This is a genomic window from Mariniflexile sp. (assembly GCF_052728615.1).
On sequence record NZ_JBFVFE010000048.1, the window covers coordinates 1 to 22665 of the forward strand.

At 37.4% G+C, this 22665-nt stretch carries 17 protein-coding genes; 6 read left to right on the forward strand and 11 right to left on the reverse strand.

Translation table 11 applies throughout. The features are described from left to right. Positions 1–373: 373 nt before the first annotated feature. Positions 374–2611, reverse strand: a complete 2238-nt coding sequence (gene katG, locus ACU1LP_RS15005) for a catalase/peroxidase HPI (RefSeq protein WP_445731952.1) — start codon at positions 2609–2611, stop codon at positions 374–376. A gap of 206 nt (positions 2612–2817) precedes the next feature. Further along, positions 2818–3396 (reverse strand): fasciclin domain-containing protein, encoded by a 579-nt coding sequence (locus ACU1LP_RS15010; RefSeq protein WP_445731953.1) that lies wholly within the window; start codon positions 3394–3396, stop codon positions 2818–2820. A 170-nt stretch (positions 3397–3566) separates the two neighbouring features. Between ACU1LP_RS15010 and tpx the strand changes: the two genes are divergently transcribed. From tpx to ribB, 6 genes are all read left to right on the forward strand, one after another. Further along, positions 3567–4070, forward strand: a complete 504-nt coding sequence (gene tpx / locus ACU1LP_RS15015; protein ID WP_445731954.1) for a thiol peroxidase — start codon at positions 3567–3569, stop codon at positions 4068–4070. Positions 4071–4085: 15 nt separating this feature from the next. Continuing rightward, complete coding sequence (locus ACU1LP_RS15020; RefSeq protein WP_445731955.1) at positions 4086–4454, forward strand: diacylglycerol kinase; 369 nt, start codon at positions 4086–4088, stop codon at positions 4452–4454. 285 nt (positions 4455–4739) lie between these two features. Continuing rightward, a complete protein-coding gene (locus tag ACU1LP_RS15025; protein WP_445731956.1) occupies positions 4740–7133 on the forward strand; it encodes a DNA translocase FtsK in 2394 nt (797 codons plus the stop codon). A 115-nt stretch (positions 7134–7248) separates the two neighbouring features. Further along, positions 7249–7890, forward strand: a complete 642-nt coding sequence (locus tag ACU1LP_RS15030; protein WP_445731957.1) for a LolA family protein — start codon at positions 7249–7251, stop codon at positions 7888–7890. A gap of 86 nt (positions 7891–7976) precedes the next feature. Continuing rightward, positions 7977–9938, forward strand: a complete 1962-nt coding sequence (locus ACU1LP_RS15035; RefSeq protein ID WP_445731958.1) for an LptF/LptG family permease — start codon at positions 7977–7979, stop codon at positions 9936–9938. A gap of 14 nt (positions 9939–9952) precedes the next feature. After that, positions 9953–11113: a 3,4-dihydroxy-2-butanone-4-phosphate synthase gene (ribB, locus tag ACU1LP_RS15040; RefSeq protein ID WP_445736684.1), complete on the forward strand. Its 1161-nt coding sequence runs from the start codon at positions 9953–9955 to the stop codon at positions 11111–11113. 54 nt (positions 11114–11167) lie between these two features. On the opposite strand, the gene ACU1LP_RS15045 is transcribed toward ribB, so the two are convergent. The 9 genes from ACU1LP_RS15045 to ACU1LP_RS15085 all read right to left on the reverse strand — a co-directional run bounded on the left by ACU1LP_RS15045 (position 11168) and on the right by ACU1LP_RS15085 (position 22618). Beyond that, a complete protein-coding gene (locus ACU1LP_RS15045) occupies positions 11168–12376 on the reverse strand; it encodes a T9SS type A sorting domain-containing protein (protein ID WP_445736685.1) in 1209 nt (402 codons plus the stop codon). A 136-nt stretch (positions 12377–12512) separates the two neighbouring features. Beyond that, a complete protein-coding gene (locus ACU1LP_RS15050; protein WP_445733912.1) occupies positions 12513–14531 on the reverse strand; it encodes a fibronectin type III domain-containing protein in 2019 nt (672 codons plus the stop codon). After that, positions 14531–16780: a hypothetical protein gene (locus ACU1LP_RS15055; RefSeq protein ID WP_445733911.1), complete on the reverse strand. Its 2250-nt coding sequence runs from the start codon at positions 16778–16780 to the stop codon at positions 14531–14533. The genes ACU1LP_RS15050 and ACU1LP_RS15055 overlap by 1 nt, the downstream gene beginning before the upstream one ends. Positions 16781–16885: 105 nt before the next feature. After that, complete coding sequence (locus tag ACU1LP_RS15060; protein WP_445736686.1) at positions 16886–17683, reverse strand: carboxypeptidase-like regulatory domain-containing protein; 798 nt, start codon at positions 17681–17683, stop codon at positions 16886–16888. Between the two features lie 286 nt (positions 17684–17969). Then, entirely contained in the window at positions 17970–19256 is a 1287-nt protein-coding gene (locus ACU1LP_RS15065) for a hypothetical protein (RefSeq protein WP_445733910.1), read from the reverse strand. Between the two features lie 4 nt (positions 19257–19260). Further along, complete coding sequence (locus ACU1LP_RS15070) at positions 19261–20310, reverse strand: hypothetical protein (RefSeq protein WP_445736687.1); 1050 nt, start codon at positions 20308–20310, stop codon at positions 19261–19263. A gap of 6 nt (positions 20311–20316) precedes the next feature. Further along, the gene (locus tag ACU1LP_RS15075) at positions 20317–20490 is read right to left on the reverse strand and encodes a hypothetical protein (RefSeq protein WP_445733908.1); all 174 of its coding nucleotides are present in this window, start codon (positions 20488–20490) and stop codon (positions 20317–20319) included. After that, on the reverse strand, positions 20465–20956 hold the full coding sequence (locus tag ACU1LP_RS15080; RefSeq protein WP_445733907.1) for a hypothetical protein: 492 nt from the start codon (positions 20954–20956) through the stop codon (positions 20465–20467). Before ACU1LP_RS15080 ends, ACU1LP_RS15075 begins: the two co-directional genes overlap by 26 nt. A 435-nt stretch (positions 20957–21391) precedes the next feature. Then, positions 21392–22618 (reverse strand): T9SS type A sorting domain-containing protein, encoded by a 1227-nt coding sequence (locus tag ACU1LP_RS15085; RefSeq protein ID WP_445733906.1) that lies wholly within the window; start codon positions 22616–22618, stop codon positions 21392–21394. Between the last annotated feature and the right edge of the window lie 47 nt (positions 22619–22665).

Below are 22665 nucleotides of genomic sequence, written 5' to 3' on the forward strand. Positions count from 1 at the left end.
CGATATTGTTGACAATTAAATTGAATTTGAAACTGAAAATTTGAAAATATGGATTGTCCCCTAGAGGGGACTTTAGGGGTGTTTTTAAAATTTGAGTAATATTTAAATATTAGTTAAATACGACGTCAATGGTAGTTTTTTCATTAGAAAAAAAGCGAAGCAATCTTTTAAATTGAACTTATTGGATTTTATTTATAATTTAAACGGATTGCTTCGTCGTGCCTCCTATCATTGACGAATGTGATTGATATTCAGTTATTTTGATTCTTGCTTATATCGAACTCAGGTTAAAAAGTAAAAAAACCACTTTACCCCGATAACAATCGGGAGAAGTGGTTTTGTTTTTAAATTATATTCTTAACCCTGCTTTAATTTAGTTTAAATCAAAACGGTCTAAGTTCATTACTTTATTCCATGCTGCAACAAAATCGTTAACAAACTTTTCTTTGGAATCTTCAGATCCATAAACTTCTGCAATGGCACGCAACTCAGAGTTTGAACCAAAAATTAAATCTACTCGAGTACCCGTCCATTTTATTTCGCCTGTTTTACGGTTACTGCCCATAAATATGTTTTCAGAATCTGATGTTGCTTTCCAAGTCGTGCTCAAATCAAGTAAATTAACAAAGAAATCATTAGTAAGGGCATCTTGTTTTTTTGTAAAAAACCCATGCTTGGAATGATCAAAATTGGTTCCCAATACACGCATTCCTCCAACCAAAACAGTCATTTCAGGAATAGAAAGTGTTAGTAATTGGGCTTTATCCACCAACATTTCCTCGGCAGAAGAGGTATGATGAGCGCTCATGTAGTTTCTAAAACCATCGGCCCTAGGCTCTAAGGCTGCAAACGATTCTACATCGGTTTGCTCTTGTGTTGCATCTGCTCTACCGGGAATAAATGGCACATTTATAGTATGGCCAGCATTTTTCGCTGCTTTTTCAATAGCTGCACATCCACCCAACACAATTAAATCGGCCATGGAGATCATTTTATCAATAGGTTGCACACTATTGAAAGCCATTTTAATACTTTCAAGTGTTTCTAAAATTTTAGATAATTCTGCTGGGTCATTAACTTGCCAGTTTTTTTGTGGAGCAAGTCTTAAATGTCCACCATTAGCACCACCTCGCATATCCGACCCACGAAATGTAGACGCCGATGCCCAAGCAGTAGAAACTAATTGGGGAATAGATAACCCGGAATTCAATATTTTATCTTTTAATTCTGCTACATCATTGCCATCAACCAAACGGTGGGTTACTTCAGGAATTGGGTCTTGCCAAATTAATTCCTCTTTTGGCACTTCTGGACCTAGGTAACGTGCCAAGGGCCCCATATCTCTGTGCGTTAATTTAAACCAAGCACGAACAAAGGCATTGGCGAAATCTTCAGGATTTTCATGATAGTGCTTAGAAATAGGCGCATAAATGGGATCCATTTTAAGAGCCATATCCGCAGTAGTCATCATAAGGGCTTGTGTTTTTGTTGCATCACCAGCGGCAGGGGCACGTTTTGCTTTAGAGGCCTCGGTTGGTGTCCATTGATGAGCGCCCGCAGGACTTTTGGTCAATTGCCATTCATACCCTAACAAAACATTAAAATAATCATCATCCCATTGCGTGGGGTTTGGCGTCCATGCGCCTTCTATTCCACTGGTAATGGTATGGTCTCCTACACCAGTACCAAACGTGTTTTTCCAGCCTAAACCCATATCCTCAATACTTCCTCCGGCAGGTTCTCGTCCAACATACTTTCCTGGGTCGGCAGCACCATGCGCTTTCCCAAACGTATGTCCGCCAGCAACAAGTGCTACGGTTTCTTCATCGTTCATGGCCATTCGAGCAAAAGTCTCTCGAATATCTATGGCAGATTTTAATGGGTCAGGATTTCCATTTGGCCCTTCCGGATTTACATAAATCAATCCCATTTGTACAGCACCAAGCGGGTTTTCAAGTTCTCTATCACCTGTATAACGCTTATCGCCTAACCATTCGGTTTCAGAACCCCAATAAATATCTTCCTCTGGTTGCCAAATATCTTCACGTCCACCTCCAAATCCAAAAGTCTTTAATCCCATCGATTCTATGGCGCAGTTTCCCGCAAGAATCATAAGGTCTGCCCACGAAATTTTTTTGCCATATTTCTTTTTAATGGGCCATAGTAATAAGCGGGCTTTATCTAAGTTTCCGTTATCTGGCCAACTGTTAAGCGGAGCATAACGTTGTGAACCAGAACCACCTCCTCCTCTGCCATCGGCAATTCGATAAGTACCTGCGCTATGCCATGCCATTCTTATAAAAAACGGACCATAATGGCCATAATCGGCTGGCCACCAGTCTTGAGAATCGGTCATTAAATCAAAAAGATCTTTTTTCACTTCCTTAAGATCCAGTTTTTTAAATTCTTCTGCATAATTAAAATCACTACCCATAGGATTTGAGCGTGAATCATGTTGCCTAAGAATGTTTAAATTTAACTGATTAGGCCACCAGTCTCTGTTGGAGGTGCCTCCTCCGGCGCTATTTTTTACTGATCCACTAGAATATGGACATTTGCTACCTTCATTAATATCATAAGATGATGCAGTAGAATGCTTATTGTTTTCCATTTTTTTTAAGTTTTTTTAATAAATTCCCAATGGCTTAAAGTTAACAATTACAAACCAAAAAAAACAATCTAACTGAATCTTTATATGTTATATTGAAATTGATAAAATCTATTAAAAATAAAATCACCATAGTTTTAAATAATAAAAGCCACTTCATTTTTTGAAGTGGCTTTCCAGCGAACCTAACAACTAAATAATATAACTATTTAAGACTTTGGCAATAATACGCTGTCAATGACGTGTATAACACCGTTAGACTGATTAACGTCTGCCATAGTAACCATGGCCGAATTGCCATTTTCGTCTGTAACATATACGTCTTTACCTTTTAACCAAGCGGTAATGGTGCCACCGCTTAGGGTTTTAATTTTTGCTTTTCCGTTGCCTTCTTTTATCAATTTTAAAACATCCTTGGCATTCCATTTTCCTGAAACTACATGATACTTTAAAATAGCTTGCAATGTTTCCTTGTTTTCTGGCTTTAATAAATTTTCTACAGTTCCCATAGGCAATTTATCAAAAGCTGCGTTTGTTGGGGCAAATACCGTAAAAGGGCCTTCGCCCATTAAAACGTCCACTAAATCTGCTGCCTTAACTGCGGCAACCAAAGTGGTGTGGTCTTTAGAATTAACGGCATTTTCTACAATGTTTTTACTTGGGTACATGGCAGCACCACCAACCATTTTGGTGTCTTCTTTCATCATTTTGTTTTGGGCAGTTAAACCTTGTCCAACAAAAAGTGTGATTGCGAAAATTGTAGCGGTAAATAAATTTGATTTTTTCATAATGCTATTTTTTTATTTGTTTATACCCTACTAACGCATGTTAATAAGTTGCGGTTTTAAAAATAGATTCCTTTAACAAAACATTAACAAACGGCTTAAAAAAATATAACGACTATTTCAACTAAACGCTTAATAATTACTATTTTTAACAAAAATTAAAAAACAACACCATGGCTACAGTAACATTAAAAGGAAACCCCATTAAAACCTCGGGAGAATTACCGAAAGTTGGAACAAAAGCTCCAGGTTTCACATTAACAGCAACCGATTTATCGTCCAAAAGTTTAAGTGATTTTGCAGGAAGCAAAGTAGTTCTAAACATTTTCCCAAGTGTTGATACCGGCACTTGTGCACAATCTGTTAGACAGTTTAACCAAGAAGCCAGCGAACTGGAAAACACAAAAGTACTTTGTATATCGCACGATTTGCCTTTTGCGCTAAACCGTTTTTGTGGTGCCGAAGGATTAAATAACGTTATCAGCTTATCTGATTATAAAGATGGCAGCTTCGGAAAAGCTTATGGATTAAACTTTATAACGGGCCCATTGGAAGCATTACATTCCCGTTGTGTCGTGGTTTTAGATGAAAATGGCACTGTTTTATATACCGAACAAGTGGGCGAGATTGTTGACGAACCTAATTACAAAGCGGCCTTAGAAGCATTGCACGCCTAATTTTTTTAAAATATAATGGTTAAAAAAGAATCCTTCTTCGCCAACCGCATGCGAAGCATAGGTTACGCTTACAAAGGCGCATTACTTCTTTTAAAAAATGAAGCGAGTGTAAAAGTCCAATTTACAATAGCACTATTTGTTACCGCAGCAGGATTCTTTTTTAATATTTCTTATACAGAATGGGCCATTCAACTTTTAGCCATTGGTTTGGTTATGGCTATGGAAGGCATCAATACGGCTATAGAAGAAACAGCCAATTTTATCCATCCAGAGCATCACAATAAAATTGGATTGATAAAAGATATTGCTGCCGGGGCTGTGTTTTTCGCTTCCGTTTTCGCCATCATTATCGGACTTATTATCTATTTACCAAAGATTTTTTAAATACCAAAGCAACTGCTTTTAAATTGTCGCTTATATAATCCATAATAAACTCTTTTGTTCAATATCGTTTTTTGCTTTGTGCATCTTTGTGAAATAGCTATAACACAAAGACACACGAAGTAAAAAGAAGTTTCACAAAGATTATTAAGTTAGTAAAAGCATTTGCCCTATTAAAATACCATAACCATTAGGTTAAACGTTAGTAATTTGTATTTTTGTTGAATCGTTTTAACGATTCCATCCTGATCTTGTTTCAGGACCCCAATTTGAAACCGTAATGCATTAATGGCGAAGAAAAAAACCACCAGCACTAAACAACCACGAAAGAAATTTAAAATGCCGAGTTTTAAATTATCAAACCAGCAAAAACTGGTTTTTGGTAGCTTTTTGGCCTTTTTTGGCATCCTACTTTGTATTGCATTCATTTCGTTCTTTTTTACTGGTGAGGCAGACCAGAGCAGTTTGACCGATTTCGCATCGCGCAAAGTGAAATCTGAAAATTGGTTGAGCAAATCCGGTGCTTGGTTAAGCGATTTGTTTATCCAACGTGGGTTTGGTGTGGGGTCGTTCATCATTGCAGGGCTTATATTTTTATCGGGGGTTTATGTGTTGATGAACCTGAACAAAGGCAAATTGGCAACCCACTGGTTTTGGGGGATTTTAATCGTTATTTGGCTATCCATCCTATTTGGTTTCTTTGGAGATGCTTACGGTATTCTTGGTGGCACCATTGGTTATGAAGTCAATGGGTATTTGCAGGATTTTATAGGGAAAATAGGCACTTCCCTCCTACTTTTGTTTGGGCTGATAACGTATTTGGCCATTCGATTTAAAGTTACTTTTGAAAGTTTTACGACTATATTCAAATCGGCCAAGAAGAATATTAAAGAGGATTTTTACAATGCTGACGACGCGTGTTTTGTTCCGTTGGATAATAATTTATCGGAGGAAGCGGCTTCTATTAAATCGGCTTTTGAAATTTCTCGGGAAGAAGGACGGCCAACAACAAAAAATGAGCGCCATCCCATTGCTCAATCCGCTCCTTTGATTGTAAAAACACCCGTAAAAGAAGAAGATGAAGAGGATTTGGATATTCAGATGGAAGTGAAGCAAGTCGCCGAGGAACAATCTGAAACTGATAACCTATCAGACAAATTGGTGGCCGATTTTGGGCAATTCGACCCTACTTTGGAATTAGCAAAATATCAATTTCCGCCGTTGGACCTTCTTAAAAAATATGATTCAGAAGGTATTACCATCAATCAAGAAGAATTAGAAGAAAATAAAAACAAGATTGTAGAAACCTTAAAAAACTACAATATTGGCATTGCCAGTATTAAAGCCACTATTGGCCCAACGGTAACGCTCTATGAAATTGTACCCGATGCAGGCATCAGAATTTCAAAAATCAAAAACTTGGAAGATGATATTGCGCTGTCACTTGCCGCACTTGGTATTCGTATTATTGCGCCCATTCCCGGTAAAGGCACCATTGGTATTGAAGTGCCAAATAAAAATGCCACCATCGTATCGATGCGTTCGGTAATTGCCTCTAAAAGGTTCCAAACCTCCGAAATGCAATTGCCCATTGCTTTGGGCAAAACCATTAGCAACGAAACTTTTGTGGTCGATTTAGCCAAAATGCCCCATTTGCTTATGGCTGGTGCTACCGGGCAAGGTAAATCGGTCGGGTTAAATGCCGTGCTTACCTCGTTACTTTATAAAAAGCATCCTGCCGAAGTGAAGTTTGTTTTGGTAGATCCAAAAAAGGTAGAATTGACGCTTTTCAATAAAATTGAACGCCATTATTTGGCTAAACTTCCCGATAGTGAAGATGCCATTATTACCGATAACACCAAGGTAATCAATACATTGAATTCATTGTGTATTGAAATGGACAACCGCTACGAGTTATTAAAAAACGCGCTGTGTAGAAACATTGCGGAATACAATGTAAAATTTAAGGAACGAAAATTGAACCCCAACGAAGGGCATCAGTTTTTACCTTACATTGTGTTGGTTGTTGATGAGTTTGCCGATTTGATCATGACTGCGGGTAAAGAGGTGGAAACCCCCATAGCCCGTTTGGCACAATTGGCGCGCGCCATAGGTATCCATTTGATTATTGCTACGCAACGCCCATCGGTAAACGTTATCACGGGTATTATAAAAGCGAATTTCCCTGCGCGGGTTGCTTTTAGGGTAACCTCAAAAATAGATTCGCGAACCATTTTGGATGGCTCGGGAGCCGACCAGCTTATTGGACGTGGCGATATGCTTTTCACACAAGGAAACGATTTAATTAGGGTGCAATGTGCTTTTGTTGACACACCTGAGGTTGAAAAAATAACGGAATTTATCGGCTCTCAAAAAGCATATCCAGATGCCTATCTATTACCTGAGTTTGTTGGGGAAGAAAGTGGCACAAGTCTTGATGTTGACATTGAAGACCGCGATAAACTGTTTAGGGATGCCGCCGAAGTGATTGTAACCGCACAACAAGGTTCGGCTTCTTTATTGCAACGAAAACTTAAGTTAGGCTATAATCGTGCCGGTAGGCTCATAGATCAATTGGAAGCCGCCGGTATTGTGGGGCCTTTTGAAGGCAGTAAAGCAAGACAGGTGCTTATTACAGATCTGACCGCTTTGGAAAGACATTTAGAAAATGAAAATAATTAATTATAATAAAATGAAACGAGCATGTTAAAAGCATTATCACCCAACGAAATGATTAATAGCGAACAGTCCCGGTAGCTATCCGGGATGACCAATAAAAAACAAATAATATAAACACATGAAAATCAAAAATATAGTAACTGTTTTACTGATAACGCTTTCGCTGAACGGCTTTGCTCAAAATAAAGCGAAAACACTTTTAAACGACGTATCAAAAAAAGTAAAAAGCTATGATAATATTTCCATAGAATTCAAATATGTTTTAGAGAATACCGCTGAAAAAATAAAACAAGAAACCAAAGGCGATGTTGTTTTGCAGGGCGAAAAGTATAAACTGAACATTCTTGGAGTTACCCGTCTTTTTGATGGGAAAAAACTCTACAATATTAGTACCGAAGATGAAGAGGTAACCATTTCTTCAGATAGTGATAAAGAAGAAGATGCCATAACCCCCAGTAAAATGTTGTCTTTTTACGAAGATGGCTATACGTATGCCATGGATATTGAGCAAAATGTTAATGGCAGAAAAATACAGCTGGTAAAATTGACTCCTATTGATTCAAATTCTGAAATAAAATACATCCTTTTGGGTATAGACACACAAACCAAACACATTTATAATTTGTTGCAAATTGGCAAAAACGGCACAAAAACAACACTTACCGTTAATTCTTTTAAAACAAATGAGCCTTTATCGAAAAGCTTATTTAACTTTGACGCCAACAAATACAAAGGTTACTACATTAATAAACTTAATTAAATTGAGAATTAAGAATGCCTTTAAAAGTGTTCTTAATCTGCATATAGTAAGGCAGGTATACTAATTTGATTATAGACATTTAAAGTGTGAAGATACTAGACCGATACATACTAACCACCTACCTTAAAACTTTTTTCAGCGTATTTTTTATACTTATGCTGATTTTTATTTTACAAACTATCTGGTTGTATATTAGAGAGCTATCTGGTAAAGATTTGGATATTGGTGTTATTTTCAAGTTTTTATTTTACTTCATGCCAAAACTCATCCCTTTGGTGTTGCCGTTAACCATTTTATTGGCATCCATTATGGTGTTTGGTAGTTTTGCCGAAAACTATGAGTTTGCTGCCATGAAATCGACAGGTATCTCACTGCAACGCGCCATGTCCGGACTCAGTATTTTCATTGTTGTTTTAGGTATTGTTACGTTTTTCTTTTCAAATAATGTGATTCCTTGGGCAGAAGTAAACTCATTCAACCTTCGACGAAACATCGCTAAATTAAAACCTGCCATGTTACTTGCCGAAGGGCAGTTTAACGAAGTAGGTACTTACAACATTAAATTTGATGATAAACATGGCGATAGGGACCAATACCTGGATAACGTTACCATCCATATAAAAGGTGCTGATGGCAGAAGCAATGCTACTACCATAAAAGCCAAAACAGGAGAACTGGCAAGCGAAAAAGATTCTAATGTGTTAAAGCTTATTTTAAATGATGGAAATTACTATAGTGATGTAACGCCCAGAAGCATGGCCGCTAGAAACAAAAAACCTTTTGCAAAAAGCACCTTTAAAAAGTATATTATCAATATTGATCTGTCGCAAATAAATAACGTCGATTTTGATGATCAGTCACAAACGGACAAATACAATATGCTCGATGTGGTTGGGTTGTACAAAACCATCGATTCATTGGAAAAACAGGAACGGTCTGTTAAAGAAAATTTCTCAAAAAGTTTATTTTTGCGTTCGGGCATCATAAATAATTCACCAATTAAAAAAACAACCGCAGATTCTACTTATTTAGGAAATGTTTTGGACTTGTTCAATGCAAAAGAAAAATATGATATGGTAGATGTGGCTGCAAAAACAATACAAGGTACCGAACAAACCATTACTCTAAATTTAGCTACCGAAAAAGTGTCCAAAGAATGGCTTAACAAACATATTATTTCGCTGCACGAAAAGTTTGCTTTAGCGTTTGCATGCATTATTCTGTTTTTTGTTGGTGCCCCTCTTGGCGCTTTAATACGCAAAGGCGGTATTGGGCTACCCATGGTTATTGCCATCGTTCTGTTTTTAACGTATCACTTTATAGGTATTTTTGCCACAAACAGTGCTAAAAATGGAAGTTTCAATCCAGTAGTGGCCAGTTGGTTTTCCACACTTATTATGTTGCCTCTCGGTATATTCTTAACAAGACGTGCTACTGCCGACAAAGGTTTATTTGAGTTTGACAACCTTATAGAGCCCATTAAAAAAGTTTTCAATATCAAAGAAAAGGACAGCGTTGATTACACGTTTTTGTCCTCTTATAATAAAGAGGAGTTAATAGATGTCATCAATACCTATAAAACTCTTGGCCTTTTGGAAAATAGCAGGTACGAAGCTATACATATTTTGAATAGCCGTGGTATTTCAACCAACCAGTTACGGGAAGAAGGCTTGGTAATCTCGCCCGCATATACCACTTCCGAAAGTGTTTATAAAGATTACAAAGCCCATGAAAAGTTTGCTATCACGCTATATGCCGTTGGCATCGTTTTACTTGTACTGCATTTTGTGTTCAAAAACAATAAATTGCCGTCTTTGGCTTCGGCATCCATACAAATTAGCTTGGTATCGTTATTTCTGTTCATTGTATATTATGTAAAATCGATACTCAATACAAGCACATTTTACAACCATATTCGTAAAAAAGAGAAAAAACCCAACTTGTTTCTTCTAATAATAGGAATCCCATTATATTTTATTGCCTACATATATATTAGAGCCAAAATGAAGGAAGACTTAAGGCAAAATTGCTTGGATTCCTTAAAATAAAATATCTTTGCACCATGATTAATGACACCATGACAAAACACACCACCACTCCGCTTAAACTTAATGCCATAAGCGAGGCTATTGAAGACATTCGAAACGGGAAGGTCATTATAGTTGTTGATGATGAAAACCGTGAAAATGAAGGTGATTTTGTAGCCGCCGCCGATAAAGTAACCCCAGAAATGATAAACTTTATGGCAACACAAGGCAGGGGGCTTATTTGTGTGCCACTTACTGAAACCCGTTGCAAGGATTTAGAACTTAAAATGATGGTCAGCAATAATACCGACCACATGGAAACTGCCTTTACGGTTTCGGTAGATTTAAGAGGCCATGGAGTTACCACAGGTATTTCTGCAAGCGATAGAGCCAAAACCGTAAAAGCACTTATAGATCCAAATACAAAGTCATTCGATTTATCCAGACCCGGACATATATTTCCTTTAGTGGCCAAAGAAGGTGGTGTTTTAAGACGAACGGGGCATACCGAGGCGGCCATAGATTTTGCAAGACTCGCGGGCTTAAAACCGGCGGGAGTTATTGTGGAAATCATGAATGGAGATGGTACCATGGCGCGCTTGCCAGAACTGATGAAAGTGGCTAAAAAATTAGATCTTAAAATTGTTTCCATTGAAGATTTAGTGGCATATAGAATGCAACACGATTCGTTGATTGAGAAAAAGGAAGATTTTCAAATAGAAACCCGCTTTGGAAGTTTTAGGTTAAGAGCCTATAAACAAACCACTAACAATCAAATACATATAGCGTTAACAAAAGGTGTTTGGAAAGATAACGAAGAGGTGCTTACACGGATAAATTCCACTTTGATCAATAATGATATTTTAGGGACACTTACCAACAATGTGGACGAGCAATTAGAGAATATGTTCAAGGTGATCAATAATGAAGGGCAAGGTGCCATCATTTTTATCAATCAAGAATCTCAATCCATGAATATTCTAAATAGATTGTCCATTTTAAAAGAAAACCAGCAACCCCATACGGTCTTTAAAGCTCCAAAAGTTGATATGGACACCAGGGATTTTGGTATTGGCGCCCAAATACTGCACGATTTAAATATTCATAAACTACGGCTTATCTCCAATAGCGAACAAAGCAAACGTGTTGGTTTAATTGGCTATGGTTTAGAAATTGTGGGCTATGTAACTTATTAAAAAAAAGGGAGGTTTTAAGCAAATCTCCCTTTTTTTATATTGAACTCATTTAAATTATTTTATAATCACTCTTTTGGTAGCACTTTGGCTATTACTGAACGCTTTTAACACATAAACCCCTGATTTTAAATTTTCTGTATTAATTTGTTTTTCTTCGGAAGATGATAATACTTTTTTGCCTAACACATCAAACATTTCCACTTTTTCGATAGGTGTTTGAGAGGATATATTGATGACACTTGATGCAGGATTGGGATATACCTTGAAATCTTGTTTGCTAAATGCTTCCGAACTTAAACTAAAAGGATCAGCCACAGAATAGTCTTTTTCTATTTTGTAATAGGGTTTCCATGCTCCTGAAACCCAATCCTCAAGAATATTTGCCGTTACATTGCCATTGGCATCATAGGAGTTTGTTTCTCTATCTTCATTTTCATCATTATCATCTTTTTGCGTGATCGTTTTAACAAGAGTTCCAACATAGTCAATAATAGTCTGGCCATTATAATCCCATCCGCCACTACCATCTGGTATTTCGTACATAACCTTAGTAATTAAACCCCCAGTATAGGTAAACGTGGCCCGTTCTAGATCGTACATGGACCCATTCCATGTGCTCTCTAAGTACCCCGATTGTATGCCTGGAGAGGTATAAAATGTTTCAAAAATTTCTTCAGTAAACCAAGCAGTACCAGATAATGAACTTTGGATGGTTTGTTTGGTAATATCTGCTCCTGAATACTCGTATAATTCTTGTATGCTTGAAGGGGTTTTCTCAAACGTCATGGTTCCAGGATTATAGTACAAAGTCGTTTTTCTAATTAAGTTGTTAGATCCGTTGTATTTATATTCAATTTTCGAGGTGTTTTGCCAGTTCATTGACACATAGGTTTGTGTTGTTTCGCTAATTAAGTTATTAGCGCCACCATAGTCATACATAACTTGTGATGTATTTTGCCATTCCATTAACGCATTATTCCAAAACTGTTGCGCGTCCAAGGTTATATTGTTATTGGCGTTGTAAGTCTTGTTATTTTGAAACTGTTTTTCTAAACTCGGAACTTGTAATATAAGCAAGTTGGTTTCCTTGTTGCCACCATTGTCGTAGGTAAATTGTGTGGTCGTATCGTGTTTCCAATCCAAAATGGAATTATCCCAAGAATACACCCTCTGCTCATCCACTTTATAAACGGGCTGGGAAAAACTTAAAACAGGAGATAAAAAGAATAAAATAAATGCCGAAAAAAGTAAAATTTGTTTCATAATTAATAGCTTTAAATAGTTAATATATAGTTACATCGAATTAAAATATTAATGTGAGCATTTTTAAATGGAATCTTTTCAAATTTCGAACCTAATCGACTTTAAAAAAGTGATTCATTATTAGCTAACAACCTTTTTAATGACCAATACCAACCTCAATACTTTTTGAAGATTCCCGAGATCGGTCAATAGCTGTAACTACATAATAAAAATAAGTACCCTTTTGAAGCCCTGCATCTTTAAATTCTTGGGTTTGTGCATTAACATTGCCCACTTTCTCATAAGCATCATTTCCTTTTGAACGACGGTAGATGGCATATCCTGTAACCCCTTGCTGATAGGATTTATCCCAAGAAATAATGATTTCATTGTTGATTTTGCGCACGCCAATATTGGCCGGCGGCCCTAATGGGCCCATTGGCAACGATATACTCTCGATATTGGAAACCGGGCTTTCATTACCTTGGTCGTCAAGCATGGTTATGGTGTAACTGTAAGTTTTACCTTGAACGACATTTATATCTTCAAACGAAGTATTGGTTATTGGTGTTTCATTCTCTTTCTGAAAACCATTCAATGCTAACTGTTTAACAGAAATATCTGCCGACAATATATTTCCGATGGCTTTATAAATATTGAAAGAAGGGTTGGCTATGTCATCTGTATCCAAAGACCGCCATGAAATGTTTACCCGACCATTTATGGGTGCCAATTGCATGCCTATAGGTGCCATGGGTTTGTAAGTGCTGCCAATGTTTCCAAAAACAATATTTGAAAAATCACTTTGCGCACCATTAAATCCTGCGGTTTTTACGGCATATTTATAGGTGTTGCGTCCATTTTGAATGGTGGCATCCTTAAAAACGGTGTCTTTTAAATGATTCGAAACCAATTCCCAATTATCCTGTCCACTTTTTGAACGATATACATAATAACCCGAAACTTCAGGAAATATGGATTTGTTCCATGAAAGGGAAATTTCATCATCAGAAGAGGCTGCCTTAAGATTTACGGGAGGTTCCATAAACAGCGATTCATCGGCATGAATACCTGATGCGGTAGCAATTTGGTCGGTCAAAGTTTGCCTAATACTTAAATAACGCAATTGGTAATGGTACAGCACATTGGGCAACAGGTTGGTATCAAAATAACTTTGTTGTTGCATGGAAAGCGTATCCAAAATAGCATATCCAGATTTGGGATCTGTACTTCTTTCCAACACCAAGGCTGATATAAATTTATCGCTTTCCAAACCCTTGCCCCACTCTAAATACAACCCAGATAGTGTGTCTTTTGCACTCATTGCCACCACTTTTGGAATGGTTCCGAATTGGTGGGATATTAAGGAAATGGTATCGGACGGCGTGCCTTCAAGCCCGGTAATGGACGTTGGCACAGCATAATAATCATATTGTGTATTGGGTTTTACCTTTTCAGAATAGGATATGGTGTTTTTATCCAATTTTTCATTATTTGCCATGAGCAACTTTTTAATAGGTTCAAAAGTTCCGTAGTTGCCCTCCCTTTTGTATATCGTTGCCAACAGTGCTGGATTTGATTCATCTTTTGGTAAATTCCATTCTACATTTACAATGGAATCGGATTCTGAAAAGCGTATGGCTTTGGGTTTTGGACTTGCCAATTTTCCTGTTAAGGTAATTTCGGAAACCAATTCATTCGGTTTGTTACCGACCGTTTTAGGAACATAGGATACTTGGTATTTTAGGGTTGTCCCTTTTGCTGCCTTATACCCTGTATCTTTAAAACATACGCCCAAAGCGACCAAAAAATCGGGATTCAATACCAACAAACCATTATCGGATTGTTTGGAGTGTGTCTTAAAATACTCCCATGCTTCATTTTCAGAAGATAGTCCCTGTAATGCCATGATAAATTTTAAAACCTCTGAATTCGATATTTTCTTTAGTTCTTCTGGACTTTCCGCCTTTTTCAATTGACCAATTTCAATAGGTTTTCTACCATCAACCCTAAACACTTTAACTTCTGAAAATTCCGAATCGGTATTAGAAGTTCCGGGCGTTTGGGCGGTTAAAAATAAGTAAACGCCACTTTTCCTTTCCTTTATGGTCATCTGGGAAGAAACCATATTAAAAAAGAGTCCGAAAAACAATAGTAAGTAGTGTAGTTTTTTCATTATAAATCCAATTTAAACTTTAAACCATTACTAGAACTATAGCCTACCAATACGTTTGGATTGACGCAAATTTTAGCGCCGCAGGGGATGGGACACACCTCGCAGCTGCTCCAAAAGCAGGAGTCAAAACAGCCTCCCCAAGTAATGCCGTTACAGCCGCCGTTACAGCAAACATGGGCGTTAAGATTTGCACCCAAATTGCCAGTAATGTCCCAACTGCCCGAATTGTACCAGCCTTCAAAACCAGAGTTGACGCTTAATGATGCCCCGGCAACTCCAATACCAAAAAACTTAGCACTAAAGCTGCCTCCAAAGCCGTTTTCAATCTTGGCACCAAAACTGGATGCTTTGATATTGGCAAAAACGGTGGCTTGTGATTTGTTATACAACGACCCGGAAACCGACGCAATGCCCTTAACCCCAAGCGTTATACTTGATGAAACATTGGTATGGACATTAAAATAGCCTCCATAAACCCGACCATTATACAAGGCATAATCCGGCACATTTGCAAGAGAAGCATGTTGGGATTTTGAAGCATTCCAACCTCCTACCATGGTAACGCCCGTTTTGAATATTTTGGCTATGGACGTTTCAGAAGTTGCAGAAACAAACCAATAGGTATTATTTGATTTGGTACTTAATTCCAAATGTAAATTCCCTTCCGATGAAAAATTAAGTCCTTTCATTAAAGTGACACCTGTGCCCATTTTGGCATCGACATAATAATACTGATCGGCAAAGTCCAGTTTAAAACTGCCTTCCCCAACTTTCCAAGAGTCCATCAGCACTAAGTCGGCACCGCCTGAAAAAATAGGGCCTTTAGGGGTTGAAGTGATGTCCACTTTAACAGGATTTAGGGCAACTACCCCAGCAGGATCGGCAACAAACAAAATCCTTCCGGTGGCAAAAATAGAATAGACATTGGTGCTGGTTTTTACATTGAAACCACCTCCAATTTTATCAAATTTTACCACGCCAATCGGTATTACGGCGTCGGACTTAAATTTAGCACCAATATCTTTGCCCCCAGATATTTTTTTATAACGAAAAGCAAGACCGATGCCCGCATCCATATTGGCCAATTTGAGACTGCCGTTCCCACTGAATTCGTTATCTGAAAATTTTACTTTGGCAGCCATGGCAATAGAACTTAGCAAATTGTACTCAAAACCCATCTCATCCATCGAAACGCTTGATTTGGAATAATGCAAATTGGTTTCGGCACCCATACCAAAATTGGGAATATCCAGTTTCATCTTGCCTCCAATTTCCAATTCCTTCGAAGCACTTTTAAAACCTAGGTTCTTAATTTCAAAATGGGCCATATTGGCGAAATCCAATTTTAAATCAGGTTTTACCTTAAAACCAAAATTGCCATTGGTAGCTACTGAAAAATATGGCAAGTCCACTTCCTCTCCAATATATTTTGGTAATTTTAAAAGCGCTCCACCTGCCAATTGATAATTACTGGAAGCAGGCACTTTTTGTAATGCAAAGGCTTGATTGTTCTTGGATTTTATCTTTACGGCATCATAAATACTTAAACCCGCGCTGGGGAAATAAAACTCGCCCCCAGCAATTCCTGTGGTTTTTACCATAAGATTTGTGACCCCAATACTACCCGGAATGGTAACATCCATATTACCCGCCAAAGAAATACCATAGCTATTAATCCCTAAATTTGAGATTTTAAGTTTCCATGCAGAAAAATTGATAACAAAATCACTATCCAAACCGAGGTCTTTAATGCCTCCGGATTTGGTAATGGTAAGATTTTTTATTTGGATATCGAACGGATTGATGCCCAGAAGGGAAGTCACTTTTAACGAAGCTGCCAACGTGAGTTCGTTTGCATTGATGGATGTATTTGAAAAATTCGGTTGCAGTTCAAATCCAAATAATTTCCATGAAGCATTGTCGGCATCCAACCCATAACTTATTGTGGCTGGTCCACCATCACTCCTACTGATTTCAACATTTTTGGAATTATTGGATTTAAGGAAAATGGGGGTATTTGAAAATTCAAGTCCGTTCAATTGCGGAAAGGATTTCTTTAAATCCACTTTCACTTCCGAAACAATCGCTCCTTTTTGTTTATCGCCATTTATGGCTTTAAGTTGCAAACCATTGGAGCTGTAAGCCACGGCTTTAACATAATCATGTATTGACAATTCCACATTGGAAGTATTCAAATTTACTTCGGCATTTATGGGTTCGATGGCATTACCAACCTTACCGATCTTCACATCCTGAAAAGCTAATTTCAGGTTTTGGTTTACGGGTTTTAAACCATTTGGAAACGGTATGTTTGTGAGTTTACCAGAAATGGTATATTCATTGGGTGCCGTGGGTTAATAATCGCTTAAAAGCATGGCGTAGCCCATTAATTTTTCGGCATTGAATTCGGGTTTTCCCAAATTAAAATCCAGTTTGTAACTTGGTCCTTTCACAAAATCATCTTGCTTTTCATCAGCAAGATAGCCTGTTTTTTGTGCAACAATTTCAAAAACCCCTGCCGGTATTCCAAATTTATAATTGCCATTAGAGTCCGTTAAAGTTGTAATATGCTCTTTCCCTTTAACAAATACGGTAGCACCTTCAATTTTATTGGAACCCGACGCCACCTTCCCTGAAATGGCTATGCCTTTTTCAAGAAAAACTTCCATTTCCAACGTATCCTTAGCCATATTTGCTATTTCAACGGGGGTCGTTATGTTTATATAAGTGGAATTTTGCGGGCCAGCCACCAACACATTCGGAACGCCACTGTCCACATTACCAAGTACCACAATACCATTTTTATTCGCAATTTCAAAACTGCTTGTGGATTCCGATTTGGCTCTGGCTTCAGCTATTGGTTTTTGGGTGTCGGTATCTTTTATGGTAAGTTTTACATAAAACTTGCTCATTTTTAGAATTTGGTCGCAATTTTTATTGGAATTGGAGTTGATAATCGCGCCATTTCCAAATATTTTTTGGACACTGGCCTCTTGAAAGGTAACACCGTTTTCAAACATGCCGTTTTGGTTCATTCCAATAATAGTATAGGGTGAAGATGCATTGGCAGTGGGATTTGAATTATTTGTAAACTGGAAATTAGCGGGATTCACACTAATAAAATTAGGCTTTTCGTCAGTGCCAACAGCCATAGTAAATTCCTTGTTCCTAAACCCGTTCATTTTCACTAAAAGCAGATGCTTACCGGGTGCTTGCGAGGTGGTAAAATTGCCGTCGTTATCAGAATAAAATTCATCGCCACCGGATTTCCATCGTAAAACCGCTCCGTTGATGCCTTTATTGGTCTCAAATAGAGTTAAAACTATGTACTTTAGTGCATCTCGCTTTAGCTTCTAAAAATTTTGCCACGAATCGCACGAATTTTCACGAATTCTCTCGTTTCCTGAAAAGGTGGGCGTAAATAATTTACTATCTATTTCACGAATGCAACAGACTTTCAGTCTGTTTTAAAAACCTATGGCACTTTAGTCCATAGTGGTTTAGTTTATCCTGTTTTTTTTCTTGGTTGGATTTGTTGATAGCTGCAATTGCCGTGTTAACCGAAAAAACCTCCGTAACTCCAGAGGATTGGAGGGCATTAGGCAAACCTTGAGCAGTTGTGTTGCCTGAAACACTTGGGTTGGTTGAAAATATAGGCGTAGCACTTACTTGAGTTGTGGATATGGCTCCGTATTTAGTATTAGTGTCCAATTTATTGATGCCACTTTCCGTGCTTCTAAAGGCATATACGATTTTTCCTTTAAAGGTATTGACATGCAGCGGTTTAACAGAACCATCTGGCGTAAATGTGGGTTTATTCGTGGTTGTTGAAGGCTTATCTGGAGGAATGTTAAGCAAAGTTATATTATCCAAAGTTGTTGGTTTCCAAGTAAACCAACAGACTTCACTTTTTCCACCGTTTAAAATTGGTGTATTAGGCTCCCCTTCTTTAGCAATGACTTGCCACGCATAACTTTTTCCTGCTTCCAAAGGCGGATCTGTTGGGCCGTATAAAATAGAGGTTTGTGTAAAAACCGAACGCTCTAAAAAAGCAGGAACTGTTGATGACAAAAATGCTTGGTTTGGGTCTTGGTTTGGTAGTAGCTCAACCATTTTCAAGGTATATTCCATGGTTGTTGGGAATACACCAGGTGGTGTGGTCCAACTAAAAACGATGTTGTTGTTTCCTGTAGTGATCTCATCACCACAAATGGGATTGATGAGTTGTGGTGGTTCTACGGCATTGATGCTAAAATAATTGCTGCATCCAAATGGATCCTCGCCAGAGACAAATTCCCCGTTTGCCCTTCTTACTCTAATACAAATTTGATATTGTCCCGGAGGCAAGCCGTTTTGTTGCAATTCGTTAATTGAAATCCCTGTGGCCACTAAATTTCCGGCTTGAAAATAGGGTTCTAAATCAGATTCCGTTGGTGTTACTGATGGTGTGTCGCTTTGAAGTACCATATTAAATGGTGTAAAAGATTCTCTGGTTCTTAAATTCACCCCATTATCACCTTTAAATTCAAGAAATAGCGATACGTCTTCGTTTAGCATCCCTGCATTAATGATTATTACATTGGTTTTCATGGCACTGTTATAAAAAAAGGCATCCCTTTCATAAGGTGGTACAACCGCAACGTTTACAGATACTGGGAAACTTTGAGCCATAGCAACTGCTATATTTAACACGATAAACATAAAGTTTATGATGGTTTTTTTCATTGTTTTAAAAGGTATATGCATAGCCAAAGTCTATTTTAGTTTCTGAATAATTCAAAGGATTGATCCCTGTGGTATTTCCGTTATTTATAAAACCTCTAAGCGAAAATTGATGCTTTTTTGCCACTTTATATTTTGCTTGCAATGAAACCGTGGAGGCATCACTGTTTTTGACTCCTCCGTTTTCAATCTCGTAATAATTGAAAGCACTGGATAGGTTTATATTGGGTTTTTGAAAAGCTTTTGAAAGTGTTACCGAAGGGCCATAGTTTTTGGTTTCCATGGTTGTGAAATTGAATATCGAATAATTATAACCTGCACCTGCAGTGAATCGCCAAGGCATATATGAAAAGGTATAACGTGGCGAAAGAATGTTTGATTGAAATTCCGAAAACTGAGCGGTAGTACTATTGTTATCTGATAAATCCTGAAAGTTCCAAAGCAATAAAATAAGGTGCATTTTACTTTTATCCTTGCTCATTAAATTCACATTTTGCGAAACGGTCAATTGCTGATTGACCTGTGCTATTTCAATTTGATTGTTAATAGGTTGTGTTCCGGGTTTTTGGGCAATGCCGTAATTGGTATAATTGGCATTCAGGTTATACTGCTGGATGGGCATGAAATTAATATTGGCCGAATAAATATTCCGTTTGGTCTGTGCGCTTTTGGTTGCGTTGAGGTTGTCTTTTTGAATCCCGAAACTACCGCAAACCATCAATTTGTTTTTCCAAAGTTTCACTCTCGGTTCGATGGTTATTTTTTTTAAATCTGTCAGAAAGAAATAAGCTCCCAAGGATTTAAAATCGGGATCGATCCGATTATATCTAATTTTGAATTCATAGGTTTTTTCTTTGTAGCCCAAAATTGCCAAAATAGCATCGCCAACACGCGTACCTTTTTTTTCATCAAATAAAAATGAAAAGACATTTGCAACAGGGTCGTTTAGATTGTTAGCCGAAGCCGTTTGTGTATTCCTTGTAAAAATGCTTCGCGCATATTCGGCATCAAAAGACAGTTTATCAAAAAACAAATGGCGGGTTTTTATGGAAGCCACCACATTTTATTGAGGCGTTAATGTGGGTGGTGCATTGGTGGCATCAATGGAATTGGCATCGTCTTTTGCTTGAAAAACCACCATATCCGCGTTGTTCTTTTCGGTGCCATAACCAATTTTGAAAGCACTGCCAGTCCGTTTAAAGCTGGTGTTTCTAAACTGTGGCACCAGTTGCCGCATTGGGTTCAATGGGTCTTAAAAACCGTCCGTAAACGGCACCTATTCTAAATTTCTTCGGATTGATTTCAAAACCTCCTCCGAAAAAATTATGGCCTGCCAAACTGAATTCCGACCATTTTAAATTTTGATGCCCTAAATGTACGGTTGCCCATTTGTAGGTTGGACTTAACCCAAACTGATTGAATGGTTGGCGGAAATAGCGTTGTTGTTCGCTAAAAGTAAATGAAAAAGGAATGTCCACCCCATAAATGGAAATGGTTGGGTTGCCTTGAATGGCCCAACTGAAAGGTTCTCTGTTGGAAGTTCTTCCATCGGCATTAAAAAATGTAGTAGTTGCGCCAATGGTTCCAGAAATTTTAAAAGGTTTTTGATTTGCAATATTTTGAATGTCTTGTGCGTGGGCAGCAAAACAAGAAAAAAGACCAATAGTTATCAATAACAGGGCTTGTTCTAATTTTATTGACATAGGCGTTCTGCTAACCAATTTAAAAGCACTAATAAAATCTATACCTTATGAACTACGACAAGCCCATGTGTTTGACTTCTATATTTTGATTTGATAACAATTTTATCAAACTGAACATTTAAACGCAGATGTTACATCATGGGGAATATGCAACAAAAACTAAACTACCCAATGAAATAAGGCAATTTAAAGTAGCTGAACTAATTAATTATTAGAGAATTACGACTTAAATACAAAAAAATAGTTTATGCATTTAAGTATTCTAAAGAAATTAATCTTAAAGCTTCATGAATTCTACAAACCTTTTCGACGTATGTTGTTGCACCTAGAGCGATCCATAAGCAAATTACAAAGCGTAGAATAGGCGTAATTTAAAAAATAGCCAGAAAATTTTTAATTTTCCGGCTATTTTGGCTTACGGAAAAGTTTGCAAAATTATTTTATAACCACTCTTGTAATGGCACTTTGGTTATTGCTAAATGCTTTTAACATATAAACCCCTGATTTTAAATTTTCGATATTAATTTGTTTTTCTTCGGAAGATGATAATACTTTTTTGCCTAACACATCAAACATTTCCACTTTTTCAATAGTTGTTTGAGATGATATATTGATGACACCTGAAGCTGGATTTGGATAAATTTTAAAATTTCCAACTTTAAATGATGCCATACTTAACGTAAACGGGGATGCCAAAGAAACATCTTTTTCCACTTTTGTATGAGGTATCCATTCCATAATGAAATCATTCCAATTTTCAGAAATATTGACTATATTATTGCCATTGGCATCATACGTATTAATTTCCCTATTATCGTTTAACCAAGTTGATACATTCCATTTCTGGTTCAAAGATTCCGTTTCCAATCCATTCGTATAAGTAAATAATACTTGGGTAAATTTATTCCAGGTGCTTCCATCGAATTTCTCGGTTAAAATTTTGCTTATAACACCCGCAGTGTAAGTGGCCGTATCCCTTTCACCAACGTCCCAAGTGCTATTGGTGGGATTCCATTTTTTATATACCACCATGGAAGGTTTCCCAACGGAGACGTATGTGATGTCAGATTGTTCCTTATTGACCCAAATACCTGATACTGCAGCCCATTGTTGGGTAGTATTTTTAATGACATAAGAACCTGAATATTCATATAAATCCCTCGAATTATTGATCCATGTGCTTGTTACACTATTCCAATTCTGATTGGTTTCACTAACAAGATCAGCACCAGAATACGCATACAATATTCTGTTGGTATTTATGTAAACCATGGTTACCAAGTCTGCTATTTGCATGGTCTCGGAAATTAAATTGTTCAACCCATCATATACGTAATCCGATTTGGAGATGTTTTCCCATGCCATGGACCCAACGTTCCAAGATTGATTCACTTTTAATGTGACATCGTTATTTGAGTTGTAAGTAAGTATGCTTTTGATTTTATTTTCTGAACCTGGCATTTCAAATAAAATAGAATTGGTTTCTTTATTACCACCATTGTCAAAAGTAAATTCGACGGTCTCATTTTGCAGCCAATTTAAACTAAGCTTATCCCATAAAAACGTTCTTTGTTCATCCACCCTATAGATAGGTTGGGAATAGCCCGAATACGTCATTAAAACGCATACTGCAAACACCAAAAAATGTAAAAGTTGTTTCATAATGAATTGTTTTAAATGATTAATATATAATTACATCGATTCCAATT